The sequence below is a fragment of the Saccharothrix sp. NBAS 001 genome (assembly GCF_056640475.1).
The window spans coordinates 5282501-5297604 of sequence record NZ_CM153251.1 but is presented as its reverse complement, the minus strand read 5'-3'; the positions used below and the strand labels follow the sequence as shown (position 1 = coordinate 5297604).

Sequence of the window (15104 nt, the reverse complement as noted above, 5' to 3'; positions counted from 1 at the left end):
ACCGGTAAGTCGCCCGCCGGAAGCAACGGGTTACGCCCCGATCGGATTACCCGTCACTGGACCGCACGCGCGGCGCGGCCCTGGCGGGCGTGCAGGGCGCGGTTCAGCAGCACGACGAGTTGCCGCAGCTCGGGCTCGGTCAACCCGGCCAGCGGTGTCCCCGCCAGGCTCGCCCCGACCACCTCGGCGCGCACCGCGCGGCCCTTGGCGGTCAGGACCAGGACCCGGGAGCGCCGGTCGGCCGGGTCCACCGCGCGCTCCACCAGCCCCCGGTCGACGAGCTGGTTGGTCATGAAGGTCAGGTTCGGGGCGTTGCAGTACAGGCGCGCGGCCAGCGCCTTCATCGAGGGCGGTGGCTCGGCCGGGTCGATGGCCCACAACGCCTGGAAGGTCGCTGGCGTGAGCCGGTGCTCGGCCAGCGCCGGTCCCATCAGGTCGACGGTCCGCATCCAGATGTCGTAGGTCGCGGCGACCGCCGCGGTGAGATCGGACGCGGTCATGCCGTCATCCTACTAATGCTTCGAGACTCGAAGCATCGTGCTAACCTGGATTTACTTCGAGACTCGAACTACTGGGGGGTTGATCCCGTGGCGACCACGTACCAGGGCATCACCGCGCTCGTCACCAGCGCGTCCAAGGGACTGGGCCGGGCCTACGCGCTGGAACTGGCCCGCAGGGGAGCGCGGGTCGTCCTGCTGGCCCGCTCGGAGGACGACCTGCGACAGGTCGCCACCCGCATCCGCGAACTGCCCGGCGGACCGGAGGCCGAAGTCGTCGTCGCCGACCTGACCGCCGCCGACGGCCCCCGGCGAGCCCTGCGAGAGCTGCGCGACCGCGGCCTGACCGTCGACCTGCTGCTCAACAACGCGGGCTCGGGCAGCGCCGGGCCGTTCCTCGACCGCCCGCTCGAACCACAGCTGCGCTCGGTCGCGCTCAACGTCACCGGCCTGCTCGCGCTGACCCACGCCATCGGGGCCGACCTGGTCGCACGCGGGCGCGGCGGCATCGTCAACGTGTCCTCCACGGCGGCCTTCCAGCCCATGCCCTACCAGGCCGGCTACGCCGCGACGAAGGCGTTCGTGCTCTCGTTCACCGAAGCGCTCGCCGTGGAACTGCGCGGCACCGGCGTGCACGTCATGGCCGCGCACCCCGGCGCGATCGCGACCGGCTTCTTCGACGGCACCACCGCCACGATCGACCCGAGATTCGCCGACACGCCGGAACGCGTCGCGGCCCGGACGCTCGACGACTACGCCCGCGGGCGCGCGGTGTCCTACCCGGGCCGGGGCGTGAACCGGGTCATCACCGTGGCCTCACGCCTGCTGCCGCGCACCGTCGTCGCACGGGCGACCGGCGCGCTCAACCGCCGACTGCGCCTGCACGAGGTCGTGGACCTCGCCTGAGCCTTACGCCGCGTCCGGCACCGGATCCCGCCGGATCAACGGCATCACCTGCTTGCGCGCCACGAACACGCACAGCAGGAACGCGATCACCGACGCCGCCACGGCCTGCGGGACGATGTAGGCGCGCCCGTCGAACGCCGCCCCGGTAGGCGGCAGCACCACCGCGACCACCGCGCTGGTGACCATCGCGAACAGCCGGAACCGCTTCGCCAGCACCGCGGTCGCCAACGGCAACGCCGCCCACAGCACGTACCAGGGCTGCAACACCGGCCCGAGCACCAGCACGGCGCCCAACCCCGCGCCCAGCCCGTTGACCGCCTTGATCCGCCCCTTGAACGCCTTCCACAGCAGCAACCCCGCGATCACCACGGACACCGCCTGCGTCACCAGCCGCATCAACGCGATCATCGAATCGGTGTGGTTGCCCAACCCGAGCGCCAACCCCAGCCCGCCGCCCATGAACCCCATGGCGGTGGGCGGCGACATCCAGCTCTTCACCGTCCCCGCGACGTTCAGCGTCGAGATCCAGCCGAACCCCAACCCGGTCCCCAGGCACGTCCCGACCATCACCACCCCGGACACCACGCCCAGCAGCACCGCCGCCTTGACCAGGTCCCAGAACGACCCGCCCATCCGCCGCGCGATCATCACCCCGAGGAACCCGAGGGCCAGCGCGGCGGGGATCTTCACCGCCGCCCCGAACGTGATCATCGTCGCGCCGAGCGCGATCCACAGCAGCTCCTCGCGGGTCATCGGCGACCCCGGCACCACCGGCATCTTCCGCAACGCCAGTTCCAGCCCGACCAGCATCAGCCCGATCGCCAGACCCTCGTTGTGCACGCCCACGACCAGGTGGAACAGCACCAGCGGGTTGGCCGCGCCGAGCCACAGCGCGCTCACCGGCGGCACGCCGAAGCGCCGCGCCAACCGGGGCAGCGCCCACACGATCATCGCCAGGCCGACCAGCACGAGCAGCCGGTGCAGGAACACGCCCGGCAGCACGCTGTCGCCCGTCACCATCGAGATGACCCGCCCCATGGCGAGGAACAGCGGCCCGTAAGGCGCGGGCGTCTCACGCCAGATGTTGGGCACGTTGGTCGTCAACGGGTGGTCCACGCCGAGCGCGCTCTGCGGCCCCAACTCGTACGGGTCCTGGCCGTTCGCGGCGATCTGCGACTGCGCGAGATAGCTGTACACGTCGCGGCTGAACATCGGCAGGACGAACACCAGCGGGGTGATCCACATCAGCAGCGTGCGGTCGAGCTGGCTGCGCGACATCAGCCGGGGCCGCCCCGGCCGGGCGAACCGGCCCAGCCACAGCCACGCGGACACGACCAGGAACACCCCGGTCCACACGACGGCCATCGACGCGGTCGACATCCGGGGGAACAGCCCGAGCACCGGCGTGCCCGGCAGCGGGCTGAACACCGGGGCCGCGCCCGCGCCCAGCGAGCCGACGAACATGAGCAGCGCGCCGACCGTGCCCCAGCGGCGGATGATGTCGAGCTGCCGCCGTTCGCGGGCGTCCAGCGGTGCTGCCTCGCCGATCCCGTCCCGGTCCGCCATCACCAATCCGCCCGCCGTCACGCCCGAAGGGTAGCGACCGCCTCGGGCGCGTGAGTCGGGTCACCCGATCCGGGCCGATCTTTGCGAGCGCCGGCGAAATAAGCAACACTGGTGTTGTGAAAAACGTCGGGACCGACTCGACCGCCGTGCCAGCCGGGCACGACGGCCGTACTCGGCACGCCGTCGCACGCCTGCTGCTGGAGCAGGGCCCGATCGCCGCGGCCTCGATCGCGGAGCAGCTGGGCCTGAGCCCCACGGCGGTGCGCCGGCACATCGACGCGCTGGTGGCCGACGGCGAGGCCGTCGGCCGGGAGGCCCCGCACCGGGGTCAGCGCGGTCGAGGTCGCCCGGCCAAGCTGTTCCTGCTGACCGAGCAGGGTCGGGCCCGCTTCGGGCACGCCTACGACGACCTCGCCGTGGCGGCCCTGCGGTTCCTCGCCGAACAGGGCGGGGAGGAGGCGGTACGAGCCTTCGCCGAGCGCCGGGTCTCCGCACTCGTCGACCAGCACCGGGCGGCCATCGTGGCCCAACCCGACTCGGCCGAGCGGGCCAAGGCCCTGGCGGTCGCGTTGACCAGGGAGGGCTACGCTGCTTCGGCGCGACACGTGGGGGCGGGCGAGCAGCTGTGCCAGCACCTGTGCCCGGTCGCGCACGTGGCCGCCGAGTTCCCGCAGCTGTGCGAGACCGAGACGGCGGCGTTCGCCGACCTGCTCGGCACCCACGTGCAGCGCCTCGCGACGATCGCCCGCGGCGACGCCGTGTGCACGACCCACATCCCGAACACACCCCCGATCACCGTCGGCGAGACCGACGCACGACCTTCAGATGGAGGGGAGCCCGCATGACTGCCGCTGCCGAGCAGCGCACCACCACAGCCCCGCTCACCCAGGAAGAGACCCTGGCGAGCATCGGCAACTACGAGTTCGGCTGGTCGGACTCGGACGTGGCAGGCGCGAGCGCCCGTCGTGGCCTGAACGAGGACGTCGTTCGGGACATCTCGGCCAAGAAGAGCGAACCCGAGTGGATGCTGGACTTCCGGCTCAAGGCGCTGCGGTTGTTCGACCGCAAGCCGATGCCGACCTGGGGTTCGGACCTGTCGGCGATCGACTTCGACAACATCAAGTACTTCGTCCGGTCGACCGAGAAGCAGGCCGCGACCTGGGAAGACCTCCCGGACGACATCAAGAACACCTACGACAAGCTGGGCATCCCGGAGGCGGAGAAGCAGCGCCTGGTCTCCGGTGTCGCCGCCCAGTACGAGTCCGAGGTGGTCTACCACAAGATCAACGAGGAGCTGGAGAAGCAGGGTGTCATCTTCCTCGACACCGACACCGGCCTCAGGGAGCACCCGGAGCTGTTCAAGGAGTACTTCGGCTCCGTCATCCCCTCGGGTGACAACAAGTTCTCCGCGCTGAACTCGGCCGTGTGGTCCGGCGGCTCCTTCATCTACGTGCCGAAGGGCGTGCACGTCGAGATCCCGCTCCAGGCCTACTTCCGGATCAACACCGAGAACATGGGCCAGTTCGAGCGCACGCTGATCATCGTCGACGAGGGCGCGTACGTGCACTACGTCGAGGGCTGCACCGCGCCGATCTACTCCTCCGACTCGCTGCACTCCGCGGTCGTGGAGATCGTCGTGAAGAAGGGCGGCCGCTGCCGCTACACGACCATCCAGAACTGGTCGAACAACGTCTACAACCTGGTCACCAAGCGCGCCAAGGCCGAAGAGGGCGCGACCATGGAGTGGATCGACGGCAACATCGGCTCCAAGGTCACCATGAAGTACCCGGCCGTGTTCCTGATGGGCGAGCACGCCAAGGGCGAGGTCCTCTCGATCGCGTTCGCGGGCGAGGGCCAGCACCAGGACGCCGGCGCGAAGATGGTGCACATGGCGCCGCACACGTCGTCCACGATCGTGTCGAAGTCGGTGGCGCGCGGCGGCGGCCGGACCTCCTACCGGGGCCTGGTGCAGGTCAACAAGCGGGCGCACCACTCGAAGTCCACGGTCAAGTGCGACGCGCTGCTGGTCGACAACATCAGCCGCTCCGACACCTACCCCTACGTCGACGTCCGCGAGGACGACGTGTCGATGGGCCACGAGGCCACGGTCTCCAAGGTGTCCGAGGACCAGCTGTTCTACCTGATGTCCCGCGGCCTCAACGAGGACGAGGCCATGGCGATGATCGTGCGCGGGTTCGTCGAGCCCATCGCGCGCGAACTCCCCATGGAGTACGCCCTCGAACTGAACCGCCTGATCGAGCTTCAGATGGAAGGGGCCGTCGGCTGACATGGCCGTCACCACTCAAGACCAGCAACACGGCCTGACGGCCCACTCGCACGGCGCGGGTGCGCTGCCGAACACGCGCGCGGACCGCGAGGATCGCAACGCGGTCCCCGGCGGGCGCGAGGAGAACTGGCGCTTCACGCCCCTGAAGCGGCTTCGCGGGCTGGTCCCGGCCGCGGCCGCTTCGGGGGAGGCCTCGGTCGTGGTCAACGCCCCGGCCGAGGTCAAGGTCGAGACCGTGCAGCGCGGCGACGACCGGCTCGGGGTGGCGGGTGAGCCCACCGACTACGTCTCGCAGAGCGCGTGGAACTCGTTCGCCGCCGCGACGATCGTCACGCTGCCCAAGGACACCAAGGTCGAGCCGACCACCGTCACGGTGACCGGCGCGGGCAAGGGCGAGGTCGCCTACGGCCACCTCCAGGTCCGGGCCGAGCAGTTCGCCGAGGCCGTCGTGGTGGTCGACCACCGGGGTTCCGGCGCGTACGCGGACAACGTGGAGTTCGTCGTCGGCGACGGCGCGCACCTCACCGTCGTGGCCATCCAGGACTGGGCCGACGACGCGGTGCACGTCTCCGCCCACCACGCGAAGCTGGGCCGCGACGCGACCTTCCGGCACACCGTCATCACCCTGGGCGGCAACCTGGTCCGGCTCACCCCGGTGGTCACCTACGCCGGGCGCGGCGGCGACGCCGAGCTGCTGGGCCTGTACTTCGCCGACGCCGGCCAGCACCTCGAACACCGCACGTTCGTGGACCACGCGGTGTCCAACTGCCGCAGCAACGTCGTCTACAAGGGCGCGCTGCAGGGCGAGGACGCGCACACCGTGTGGATCGGCGACGTGCTGATCCGCGCGGCGGCCGAGGGCACCGAGACGTTCGAGCTGAACCGGAACCTGGTGCTCACCGACGGCGCGCGCGCCGACTCGGTGCCGAACCTGGAGATCGAGACCGGTGAGATCGAGGGCGCGGGCCACGCCAGCGCCACCGGCCGGTTCGACGACGAGCAGCTGTTCTACCTCCAGGCCCGGGGCATCCCCGAGGAGCAGGCCCGCCGGCTGGTCGTGCGCGGCTTCTTCCACGAGATCCTGCTCAAGATCGCCGTCCCCGAGGTGCGCGAGCGCCTGGAAGCCGCGATCGAGGCGGAGCTGGAAGCGGTGGGCGTGTGATCCGGGTGTGCTCGCTGACCGACCTGGACGACCGCAAGCCGGTCGCGTTCGAGGTCGGCGACGAGTACACCCCCGTCCTGCTCGTCCGCGACGGCGGGTCCGTGCACGCGCTGCGCGACCTCTGCTCGCACGCGGAGGTCGCGCTGTCCGAGGGCGACGTGACCCGCAAGGGCGTCGAGTGCTGGCTGCACGGGTCGTGCTTCGACCTGCGCACCGGCCGCCCCTCGTCCCCGCCCGCGACGGAACCGGTCGACGTCTTCGCCGTCGACATCCGTGACGGCGACGTCTACGTGGACGTCACCGCCACCTTGAACGCCACCACGAACTGACTTTCGAGCGCCCCCACCCGGGCGCACACCAGGAGAACTGAGCACCACATGGCCACTCTGGAGATCAAGGACCTGCACGTCTCGGTGACCACCGACGAGGCGGCCAAGGAGATCCTCAAGGGCGTCGACCTGACCATCAAGGCCGGCGAGACGCACGCGATCATGGGTCCGAACGGCTCGGGCAAGTCGACGCTGTCCTACGCCATCGCCGGGCACCCCAAGTACCAGATCACCTCCGGCACCGTGACGCTGGACGGCGAGGACGTGCTGGAGATGAGCGTGGACGAGCGGGCCCGCGCGGGCCTGTTCCTCGCCATGCAGTACCCGGTCGAGGTTCCCGGCGTCTCGATGTCGAACTTCCTGCGCACCGCCGCCACCGCCGTGCGCGGCGAGGCCCCGAAGCTGCGGCACTGGGTCAAGGAGGTCAAGGGCGCGATGGCCGACCTGGACATCGACCCGGCCTTCGCCGAGCGCTCGGTCAACGAGGGCTTCTCCGGCGGCGAGAAGAAGCGCCACGAGATCCTCCAGCTCGGGCTGCTCAAGCCGAAGGTCGCGATCCTCGACGAGACCGACTCCGGCCTGGACGTCGACGCGCTGCGCGTGGTGTCCGAGGGCGTCAACCGGTACAAGGAGTCCGGCGAGGTGGGGGTCATGCTGATCACCCACTACACCCGGATCCTCAAGTACATCGAGCCCGATTTCGTGCACGTGTTCGCGAACGGCCGGATCGTCGCGTCCGGCGGTCGCGAGCTGGCCGACGAGCTCGAAGAGCAGGGTTACGTGAAGTACACCGGCAACCAGGAAGCCGTCACCGCCGGCTGACGTTGTCCTGGTCGTGGACTTCGTTTCGAGAGTAGGAGAGGAGGCGTCGGGGCTGTGACCACCACCGCTGCTCCACTGGACGTCGCTACCGTGCGCGCGGACTTCCCGATCCTGGGCCGCACCGTGCGGGAAGGCAAGCGGCTGGTCTACCTGGACTCCGGCGCCACCTCGCAGCGGCCGAGGCAGGTCCTCGACGCCGAGCGCGCGTTCCTGGAGACCGCCAACGCCGCCGTGCACCGCGGCGCGCACCAGCTCGCCGAGGAGGCGACCGACGCCTACGAGGGCGCGCGGGCGAAGATCGCCGCGTTCGTGGGCGTCGACTTCGGCGAGATCGTGTTCACCAAGAACGCCACCGAGGGCGTGAACCTCGTCGCGTACGCGATGGGCAACGCCTCGGTCGCCGGCCCCGAGGCCGAGCGGTTCCGGCTCGGCCCCGGCGACGAGATCGTCGTGACCGAGATGGAGCACCACGCGAACCTCGTGCCGTGGCAGCAGTTGGCGCAGCGCACCGGGGCCACCCTGCGCTGGTTCGGCGTGACCGACGAGGGCAGGCTCGACCTGTCCGAGGTGGACTCGCTGATCACCGCGCGGACCAAGGTCGTCGCGTTCACCCACCAGTCTAACGTGCTCGGCACCGTCAACCCGGTCCGGTCCATCGTGGACAAGGCGCGGGCGGTCGGCGCGCTCACCGTGCTGGACGCGTGCCAGTCGGTGCCGCACGGGCCGGTCGACTTCCGCGCGCTGGGCGTGGACTTCGCGGTGTTCTCCGGCCACAAGATGCTCGGCCCGTCCGGCGTCGGTGTCCTCTACGGACGCCGGGAACTGCTGGAGACCCTGCCGCCGTTCCTCACCGGCGGGTCGATGATCGAGATGGTGCAGATGGCGAGTTCCACGTTCGCCCCGCCGCCGCAGCGCTTCGAGGCCGGCGTGCCGATGACCTCGCAGGCGGTGGCGCTCGGCGCGGCCGTGGACTACCTGGCCGAGATCGGCATGGACCGGGTCGCCGCGCACGAGCACGTGCTCACCGAGGCGGCCCTGCGCGGCCTCGCGGAGATCCCCGGCGTCCGGATCGTGGGCCCGCTCGACACCGAGGACCGCGGCGGCGCGGTGTCGTTCGTGGTCGACGGCATCCACGCGCACGACGTCGGCCAGGTGCTCGACAGCCTCGGCATCGCGGTCCGCGTGGGTCACCACTGCGCGTGGCCGCTGCACCGGCGGATGAACGCCGCCGCCACCGTGCGCGCGAGCTTCTACCTGTACAACACGCTGGACGAGGTGCGTGCCCTGGTGGAGGGCGTGCGCGAAGCCCAGAAGTTCTTCGGGGTGGTGGCGTAGATGCAGCTCCAGCAGATGTACCAGGAGATCATCCTGGACCACTACAAGAACCCGCACGGCCGCGGCCTGCGCGACCCGTTCGACGCCGAATCGCACCAGATCAACCCGACCTGCGGTGACGAGGTCACGCTCCGGGTGAAGCTGGACGGCGACACGGTCGCGGACGTGTCCTACGACGGCCAAGGCTGTTCCATCAGCCAGGCGTCCACCTCGGTGCTCACCGATCTGGTGATCGGCAAGCCGGTGGGGGAGGCGTTCGAGAAGCTGGACGCCTTCGTGGAACTCATGCAGGGCCGGGGCAAGGTCGAGCCCGACGAGGACGTGCTGGAAGACGGCATCGCCTTCGCCGGTGTCGCGAAGTACCCGGCCCGGGTGAAGTGCGCCCTGCTCGGTTGGATGGCTTTCAAGGACGCGGTGGCCCGCAGCGAAGGAGCAACGGCATGACCACCCCAGAGGGTTCGATCGCGGAAGGCTCTGCCTCGGCAGGCGCGACCGACGAGGACGTGGTCCGCGGCGTGGAGGGCATGCCCGAGCCGCCCACGCCGAAGGCGGACCTGCCCAGCGTGGACGACCTCGAAGAGGCCATGCGCGACGTGGTCGACCCCGAGCTGGGCATCAACGTGGTCGACCTGGGCCTGGTCTACGACATCCGCGTGGACGAGGAGAACGTGGCGCTGATCGACATGACGCTGACCTCGGCCGCGTGCCCGCTCACGGACGTCATCGAGGACCAGACCCGCACCGCCCTGACCGGCGGCCCCGGCGGCGGAATCGTCAACGACTTCCGCATCAACTGGGTCTGGATGCCCCCGTGGGGCCCGGAGAAGATCACCGACGACGGCCGCGAACAGCTCCGCGCCCTCGGCTTCACGGTCTAGCAATTCAGCACCACCCCTCCGACAGCGGTCGCCCCACTCCGGCGACCGCTGTCGGCGTTCCGGGCCCGTTCACCCGCCCTCCTTCATCGACCGCAACGCCTCCGCCCCTTCACGCAACAACCGTTCCAGCGCCCACTGCTGCGCCACCACCCCTTGCACCGAACCCGCCATCGGCACGTCCTTCCTCGTTCGCTAACGTCCTGTTCTCAGTACAGGACGAGCGTAGTCCCTTCAAAGCAAAATTCCATTCCTCGAACGGGTGAGGTGTTGACACGGTGTCCGACCCGCTGATCTCACGGCTCCAGTGCGGTGAACTGGCCAGGCAGCTCCGCCTCGCCACCGGGCTGGAGCCGGGCCAGGCGGAGAACCGGCTCAGGGCGCTGACACCGGGCTTCTACGCCACCAAGCTCCCCAAGATCGAGAACGGCGTGATCGCGCCGACGCCCGCCGACGTCGAAGCGATGATCGACCTCTACGAGCCGGGCGCGGAGCGGACCGAGGAGTTCCGCGCGCTCGCCGCGGACGCCCGACGCCGGGCCCGCCCGGTCGCCACACCCAGCGCGCGGGCCAAGCAGTACCTGTCCCTGGAACGGCTGGCCGTCGAGATCCGCATGGTCTACAACGAGATCCCCGGCCTGCTCCAGACCCGCGAGTACGCCCACGCGCTGCTGTCCGCCTCACCGCTGGTCGCGGCGTCCAAGGTCGACGCCCTCGCCGAAGAACGCGCGGAACGCGGTCGCACCGTCATCCGCCACGGCGGTCCCCGCGTGTGGGTCGCGATCGGCGAAGACGGCCTGGCCCGCTCCAGCGGCGGCCCGGCGGTCCTGCGCCGCCAACTGGAACACCTCCGCGAGATCGGACGGCTGCCCGACGTCTCGCTCCGGGTGATCGCCCGGAGCGCCGGAAACGTCGCAGCACTCGGGCTCCCGTTCACGCTCCTCCGCACCGCTGAAGGCAAATTCGTCGCCTTCGTGGCCAACGCCGCCCGCAGCGACTACGTCAAGGCGACCGACCCCTTCCTCACCACGTTCCACAACGCCTGGAAGGCGGCTATCCCAGAGGAAGGATCCGCCGCGATACTGGGTGCCAAGATCACCGGACTCGCCGACAGCTAGGAGTGGCAAGCATGTTGCGGTGGCGCAAGAGCAGCTACACGAGCGCGGGCACCGATCCCCAGTGCGTCGAACTCGCCTGTCCCGACACGGAGGTCCGCGCGGTGCGGGACAGCAAGCACCCTACTGGCCCCGCGCTCACGTTTTCGGCTCGCGTGTTCCGCACGTTCCTCGCCGAGCACCGGAAGTAACAACGAAAATCGGGGCCGTCCCTGGGGCTGCCCCGATCTCTCAGGTCGGCGAGGTCACCGACCCCGCCGACAGCTAGGAGTGGCAAGCATGTTGCGGTGGCGCAAGAGCAGCTACACCAGCGGTGGCAACGACCCTCAGTGCGTCGAACTCGCCTGTCCCGACACGGAGGTCCGCGCGGTGCGGGACAGCAAGCACCCTGCTGGCCCCGGGCTCACGTTTTCGGCTCGCGCGTTCCGCACGTTCCTCGCCGAGCACCGGTAGCAGGCAAACAGAAACCGGGGCAGCCCAACGGACTGCCCCGACCTCTCACGTCTGCGCCACCAACATCTCCACCACGTCGCCCAACTCGCCCCGACGCGCGAACGCCCGCCGCTGCCGGGCCGCACCGCACCCGTCCAGCAACAGCCGCCCCACCCCGTCGTCCACCAACGCCTCGTCCCCGCTCACCCGCAACGCCGGCCGGACCCACTCGACCAGACTCCCCACCAGGTCCGCCGCCGGCACCAGCCGCCCGGTGTGCGGCTCGACCCCGGCACCCTCGACCCCGTCGCGCGCCGCGCGCCACAGCGCCGTCCGCAGAGCCAGGTCCGACACCGGGAACGCGGGCAGACCCGACACCGCCACCGCCGCGATACCGCGCACCAGCGCCGCGATCAGCACCGCCTCTTCCACAGTCGCCGCGACGTCGCACACCCGCAACTCCACGGTCGGATGACGGGCGGACAGCCGCACGTCCCAATAGACCATCCCGGAGTCCATCGCCGCCCCGGACGTCCGCAACGTGCGCGTCCCCAAGTGGTAGTCCTCCGCCGACGCGAACCACGGCGGCGCACCCGCCGACGGCCACGGGCTCCACGACAGGTACCGCCAACTCGCGTACCCGGTGTCCCGCCCCTCCGAGAACGGCGAGTTCGCGCTGATCGACAACAGCACCGGCAGCCACTGCCGCAAGTGGTTGGAGACCAGCACACCGGTCTCCTCGTCCGGGATGCCGATGTGCACGTGGCACCCGCAGATGGTCAGCGCGTCGACCAGCGACCCGTACCGCTGCCCGATGTCCCGGTACCGCTGCCGGTCGGTCAGCGGCGGCGGCCTGCTCCCGCCCAGCACCGGCGTCCCGGTCGCCGCGATCCGCGCGCCGTGCCCCCCGGCCAGGTCGCCGAGCACCCGCCGGGACTCCCGGAGCTGCTCGCGCACCTCGTCCATCGACCGGCACACCGCCGTCGCGCTCTCCACCTGGTACCGGGTCATCTCGGCCTGGAGGTCGAGCACGCCGTCCGTGTCGGCCAGCACCTCGCCCGCCACCGGCGACAACACCCCGGTGACCGCGTCCACCAACAAGAACTCCTCTTCCACGCCGACCGACAACGCGGTGTCGAACTCGGTTCGTGGGCGCGGCAGCGCGCTGACGTCGACTTCGCTCACCAGGGGCCTCCCTGCGGTGGGTAGTCATCCTGATGCTAGGAGTGGTCAGCGCGGGTGCACATGCATCGTTGCGGTGAACTTCCAGTCCGCCTAGCTGACCGCCAAATGGGCACCGTCGCGCAGCACGTCCACGTGGTCGCTGCCCGGACGGCCCAGCACCCAACTGTTGCCGCGCAACGACTTCGCGTGCTCCTTCAACGGTGCCAGCAGCCGGGAGACCTCCCGGTAGGAACCCACCGAACCGGCCGCGCACACCAACGTCGCCAGCGACAGCGTCACCGCGTGCCCCTCCGCGTCGAACGGCCTGTCCAGCACCCCGGCCGCGTACGGCACGACCTCGTTCAACCCCGCGACGACCAAGAAGTCGTCCCCGCCGACGTGCCCCACCTGGACGCCCGGGAACGCCGTGGCACCCTCGGTCAACGTCCGCCCCAACGCCCTGATCAGGTCGTCGCCCGCAGCGAAGCCCACCGAGTCGTTCACCCGCTTGAACGCGTCCACGTCCAGCCACCCCACGGCGAAGATCTCGCCGGACAGGATCCGCCGGTCGACCTCGCGGGCGATCGAGTCGCTGCCCGGCAACCGGGTCAACGGGCTCAGCGCCGCCGCCTGCTCGACCTTCATCTCCGCGATGCCGCGCACCACGTCCGCCACCCGGACCACGCCCAGGCAGCGGTCTTCGCCGTCCACGACCACCAGGTCGTCGTTGGTGCGCTCGCGGTTCGTGTGCGCGACCACGTCGAGCATCTCCACGGCCGTCGAATCCGCTCCGATCACGCGCGGCTTGTCCGCCAGCCGCGCCGCCTCCCGCTTCGCGTGCAGCGCGTGCCCGAACGGCCCCGTCACCGCGAGCAGGAACCGGTTGCGGTCCACCGTCCACGCCGGCCGGCCGTCGTCGTCCACCAGCACGACACCGGTCACCGTCGGCTGGGTGGCCAGCACGTCCCGCACGTCCTCCGACGTCGCGTCCTCGGGCAGGGTCGTCGCGGGGTGCAGGAAGTCGGTCACCTTCGGACCGGACTTGCGGCGCAGCGGCCGGGTCGTCGTCTTCGTCGCCGCCTCCGGGTCGTTGACCTCGCTGAGCACGGCCGAGATGGTCGCGTTGATCTTCGGCCGGCGCTGCGCGGCGGCCAGCAGGTTGCCCTGCGCCAGCCGCACCCCGAGCCGGCGCAGCGCGGCGAGCTGCGGCTCGGTCTCCACGCCCTCGGCGACGATCAGCGAACCGGTCGCCTCGCACAGGTGCTGCAAACCCTGCACCAGCGCGAACCGCGCCGGGTCGTCGACCAGCTCCTGGACCACCTCGCGGTCCAGCTTCACCACCTCGGGCTGCACCTCGGCCAGCAGCGACAGCGGGGCGTCGCCCTCGCCGACCCCGTCCAGGCCGAGCTTGAACCCGTCCTGGCGCAGCCGGTCCAGACCTTTGACCAGGCGGTGGCGCGGCGCGCGCGAGTACGGCGTGCCCACCTCGATCACCAGGTTGGCGGTCGGGCGACCGGCGTCGCGCAGCGCCGCGTACAGCGGAGCCATGTGCTCCGGCTTGTCCGCGATCGTCATGGCGAGCAGGTTCACGTGCAGCGGGAGGGTGAAGTCGTGATCAGCCGCGCTGCGGATCGCACGGCAGGCGAGGGCCACATCGGTGTTCGCCAAATACCCCGCACGGAACGCCATGCGGAGCAGATCCTGCACGCTGCCGTCGTGCGGACGAGCCAGTGCCTCGACCGCGACGACACCCCCGGTGTTGAGGTTGAACAGCGGCTGGAAGGCGAAGCGAACGTCATCCAGCAAAGCGGGCACGTCACCAGATCCTGCCCGGTCGATCTTGTCTTGCCCAGCCCGTTAACCAGGTGTTCTCACACCTTTGGCCGATTGCACGGAGAATGCCAATCGCGCCCGCAGCCGCCATCCCGCCGCGCGGAACAAAGCGGACATCGCACCGGCCGTGCCGCGCAGGTCGGAGCGGTCGCCGAGATAGTTTCGTTGCTGATTCTCAGCCAAATGGAAGAATAGGTCGAAAAATTCCGGCACCTGGTCGGGCCGCATCGCCAGCAGCGCGGCCAGCCCGTACCGGCGCAACGCGTGCACCGCACGGGCCCGAGCCGGCCACACCACGCGGTCCACCGGCACCCCGTCCGCGATCGCCCGCGCCACCTCCGGCGCGAGCCGCAACGCCTCCGCCACGCCGTACCCGGTCGCCGGGTGCACCAGCCCCGCCGCCGCCCCGAACGCCCCGCGCCGGGGCCGCGCGGCCAACGGGATCCGCACCCGCTCCTCACCGCGGGGGAGCGCGATCCCTTGCGCCGCAAGACGTGCGCGCAACCGCAACCGCAACTCCGGCAACGGCAGACCCGGCCGGCGGGCCAACGACGTCTCCTCCAGCAGCACCCCGCCGCCCGGCACCGGGACCGCGTACAGGAACGTCGGATCCGGCGAACCCGCGTCCGGTGGTCTGCGCCAATCCATGACCAGCGCCTCGTCGTCCGCCACGAACGGCAACGCCTGCTCGGCGGACACCACCGCACCCACCGCGTGCTGCGCGACCCGCCCGGACGCACCCCTCGCGTCCACCACCACGCCCGCGCGCAGCACCCGGCCG

General features: G+C 70.6%; 17 protein-coding genes (1 of these 17 cut by a window edge). 12 read left to right on the top strand and 5 right to left on the bottom strand.

The window, feature by feature from the left end; translation table 11 throughout:
* Positions 1-53 precede the first annotated feature (53 nt).
* Positions 54-500 carry a MarR family winged helix-turn-helix transcriptional regulator gene (locus tag AC0HI0_RS21900; protein WP_480925362.1) on the bottom strand — a complete coding sequence of 149 codons (447 nt, stop codon included), beginning with the start codon at positions 498-500 and terminating at the stop codon, positions 54-56.
* Between the two features lie 87 nt (positions 501-587).
* On the opposite strand from AC0HI0_RS21900, the gene AC0HI0_RS21895 reads away from it, so the two are divergent.
* Positions 588-1403, top strand: a complete 816-nt coding sequence (locus AC0HI0_RS21895; RefSeq protein ID WP_480925361.1) for an SDR family NAD(P)-dependent oxidoreductase — start codon at positions 588-590, stop codon at positions 1401-1403.
* Positions 1404-1406: 3 nt separating this feature from the next.
* Here the strand turns inward: AC0HI0_RS21895 and mptB are convergent, their stop codons facing one another.
* The gene (mptB, locus tag AC0HI0_RS21890) at positions 1407-2969 is read right to left on the bottom strand and encodes a polyprenol phosphomannose-dependent alpha 1,6 mannosyltransferase MptB (protein ID WP_480934356.1); all 1563 of its coding nucleotides are present in this window, start codon (positions 2967-2969) and stop codon (positions 1407-1409) included.
* A gap of 116 nt (positions 2970-3085) precedes the next feature.
* On the opposite strand from mptB, the gene AC0HI0_RS21885 reads away from it, so the two are divergent.
* The 11 genes from AC0HI0_RS21885 (at position 3086) to AC0HI0_RS21835 (ending at position 11347) form a co-directional block, all read left to right on the top strand.
* Positions 3086-3814, top strand: a complete 729-nt coding sequence (locus AC0HI0_RS21885) for a helix-turn-helix transcriptional regulator (protein ID WP_480925360.1) — start codon at positions 3086-3088, stop codon at positions 3812-3814.
* Entirely contained in the window at positions 3811-5256 is a 1446-nt protein-coding gene (gene sufB / locus AC0HI0_RS21880; protein WP_480925359.1) for a Fe-S cluster assembly protein SufB, read from the top strand. The genes AC0HI0_RS21885 and sufB overlap by 4 nt, the downstream gene beginning before the upstream one ends.
* Before the next feature lies 1 nt (position 5257).
* Positions 5258-6418 carry a Fe-S cluster assembly protein SufD gene (gene sufD / locus AC0HI0_RS21875; protein ID WP_480925358.1) on the top strand — a complete coding sequence of 387 codons (1161 nt, stop codon included), beginning with the start codon at positions 5258-5260 and terminating at the stop codon, positions 6416-6418.
* A complete protein-coding gene (locus AC0HI0_RS21870) occupies positions 6415-6747 on the top strand; it encodes a non-heme iron oxygenase ferredoxin subunit (RefSeq protein WP_015103591.1) in 333 nt (110 codons plus the stop codon). Before sufD ends, AC0HI0_RS21870 begins: the two co-directional genes overlap by 4 nt.
* Before the next feature lie 48 nt (positions 6748-6795).
* Entirely contained in the window at positions 6796-7569 is a 774-nt protein-coding gene (gene sufC / locus AC0HI0_RS21865) for a Fe-S cluster assembly ATPase SufC (protein WP_480925357.1), read from the top strand.
* Between the two features lie 54 nt (positions 7570-7623).
* Positions 7624-8904 carry a cysteine desulfurase gene (locus tag AC0HI0_RS21860; RefSeq protein ID WP_480925356.1) on the top strand — a complete coding sequence of 427 codons (1281 nt, stop codon included), beginning with the start codon at positions 7624-7626 and terminating at the stop codon, positions 8902-8904.
* Positions 8905-9348 carry a Fe-S cluster assembly sulfur transfer protein SufU gene (sufU, locus tag AC0HI0_RS21855; RefSeq protein WP_480925355.1) on the top strand — a complete coding sequence of 148 codons (444 nt, stop codon included), beginning with the start codon at positions 8905-8907 and terminating at the stop codon, positions 9346-9348. It begins immediately after the preceding gene.
* Positions 9345-9782, top strand: coding sequence for a metal-sulfur cluster assembly factor (locus AC0HI0_RS21850; RefSeq protein WP_480925354.1), 438 nt, complete (start codon positions 9345-9347; stop codon positions 9780-9782). Before sufU ends, AC0HI0_RS21850 begins: the two co-directional genes overlap by 4 nt.
* A 275-nt stretch (positions 9783-10057) precedes the next feature.
* On the top strand, positions 10058-10897 hold the full coding sequence (locus AC0HI0_RS21845) for a DUF5753 domain-containing protein (protein ID WP_480925353.1): 840 nt from the start codon (positions 10058-10060) through the stop codon (positions 10895-10897).
* Positions 10898-10908: 11 nt separating this feature from the next.
* Positions 10909-11085 (top strand): DUF397 domain-containing protein, encoded by a 177-nt coding sequence (locus AC0HI0_RS21840; protein ID WP_480925352.1) that lies wholly within the window; start codon positions 10909-10911, stop codon positions 11083-11085.
* Positions 11086-11173: 88 nt separating this feature from the next.
* Positions 11174-11347, top strand: a complete 174-nt coding sequence (locus AC0HI0_RS21835; protein ID WP_480925351.1) for a DUF397 domain-containing protein — start codon at positions 11174-11176, stop codon at positions 11345-11347.
* A gap of 45 nt (positions 11348-11392) precedes the next feature.
* Here AC0HI0_RS21835 and AC0HI0_RS21830 read toward each other — a convergent pair whose 3' ends face one another.
* From AC0HI0_RS21830 to AC0HI0_RS21820, 3 genes are all read right to left on the bottom strand, one after another.
* Positions 11393-12511, bottom strand: a complete 1119-nt coding sequence (locus AC0HI0_RS21830) for a carboxylate-amine ligase (protein ID WP_480925350.1) — start codon at positions 12509-12511, stop codon at positions 11393-11395.
* Between the two features lie 90 nt (positions 12512-12601).
* The gene (locus AC0HI0_RS21825; RefSeq protein ID WP_480925349.1) at positions 12602-14305 is read right to left on the bottom strand and encodes a GGDEF domain-containing protein; all 1704 of its coding nucleotides are present in this window, start codon (positions 14303-14305) and stop codon (positions 12602-12604) included.
* Between the two features lie 42 nt (positions 14306-14347).
* On the bottom strand, positions 14348-15104 hold the 3' portion of the coding sequence (locus AC0HI0_RS21820) for a lycopene cyclase family protein (RefSeq protein WP_480925348.1). It continues 326 nt past the right edge of the window; only the last 757 of its 1083 coding nucleotides appear in the window; its start codon lies off the right edge, out of view; the stop codon is at positions 14348-14350.

Bases quoted from the DNA above. Each gene is read 5' to 3' on its own strand.
- AC0HI0_RS21900 (WP_480925362.1), bottom strand. From the start codon at position 500: ATGACCGCGTCCGATCTCACCGCGGCGGTCGCCGCGACCTACGACATC.
- AC0HI0_RS21835 (WP_480925351.1), top strand. From the start codon at position 11,174: ATGTTGCGGTGGCGCAAGAGCAGCTACACCAGCGGTGGCAACGACCCT.
- mptB (WP_480934356.1), bottom strand. From the start codon at position 2,969: ATGGCGGACCGGGACGGGATCGGCGAGGCAGCACCGCTGGACGCCCGC.
- sufB (WP_480925359.1), top strand. From the start codon at position 3,811: ATGACTGCCGCTGCCGAGCAGCGCACCACCACAGCCCCGCTCACCCAG.
- sufC (WP_480925357.1), top strand. From the start codon at position 6,796: ATGGCCACTCTGGAGATCAAGGACCTGCACGTCTCGGTGACCACCGAC.
- AC0HI0_RS21840 (WP_480925352.1), top strand. From the start codon at position 10,909: ATGTTGCGGTGGCGCAAGAGCAGCTACACGAGCGCGGGCACCGATCCC.
- AC0HI0_RS21850 (WP_480925354.1), top strand. From the start codon at position 9,345: ATGACCACCCCAGAGGGTTCGATCGCGGAAGGCTCTGCCTCGGCAGGC.
- sufD (WP_480925358.1), top strand. From the start codon at position 5,258: ATGGCCGTCACCACTCAAGACCAGCAACACGGCCTGACGGCCCACTCG.
- sufU (WP_480925355.1), top strand. From the start codon at position 8,905: ATGCAGCTCCAGCAGATGTACCAGGAGATCATCCTGGACCACTACAAG.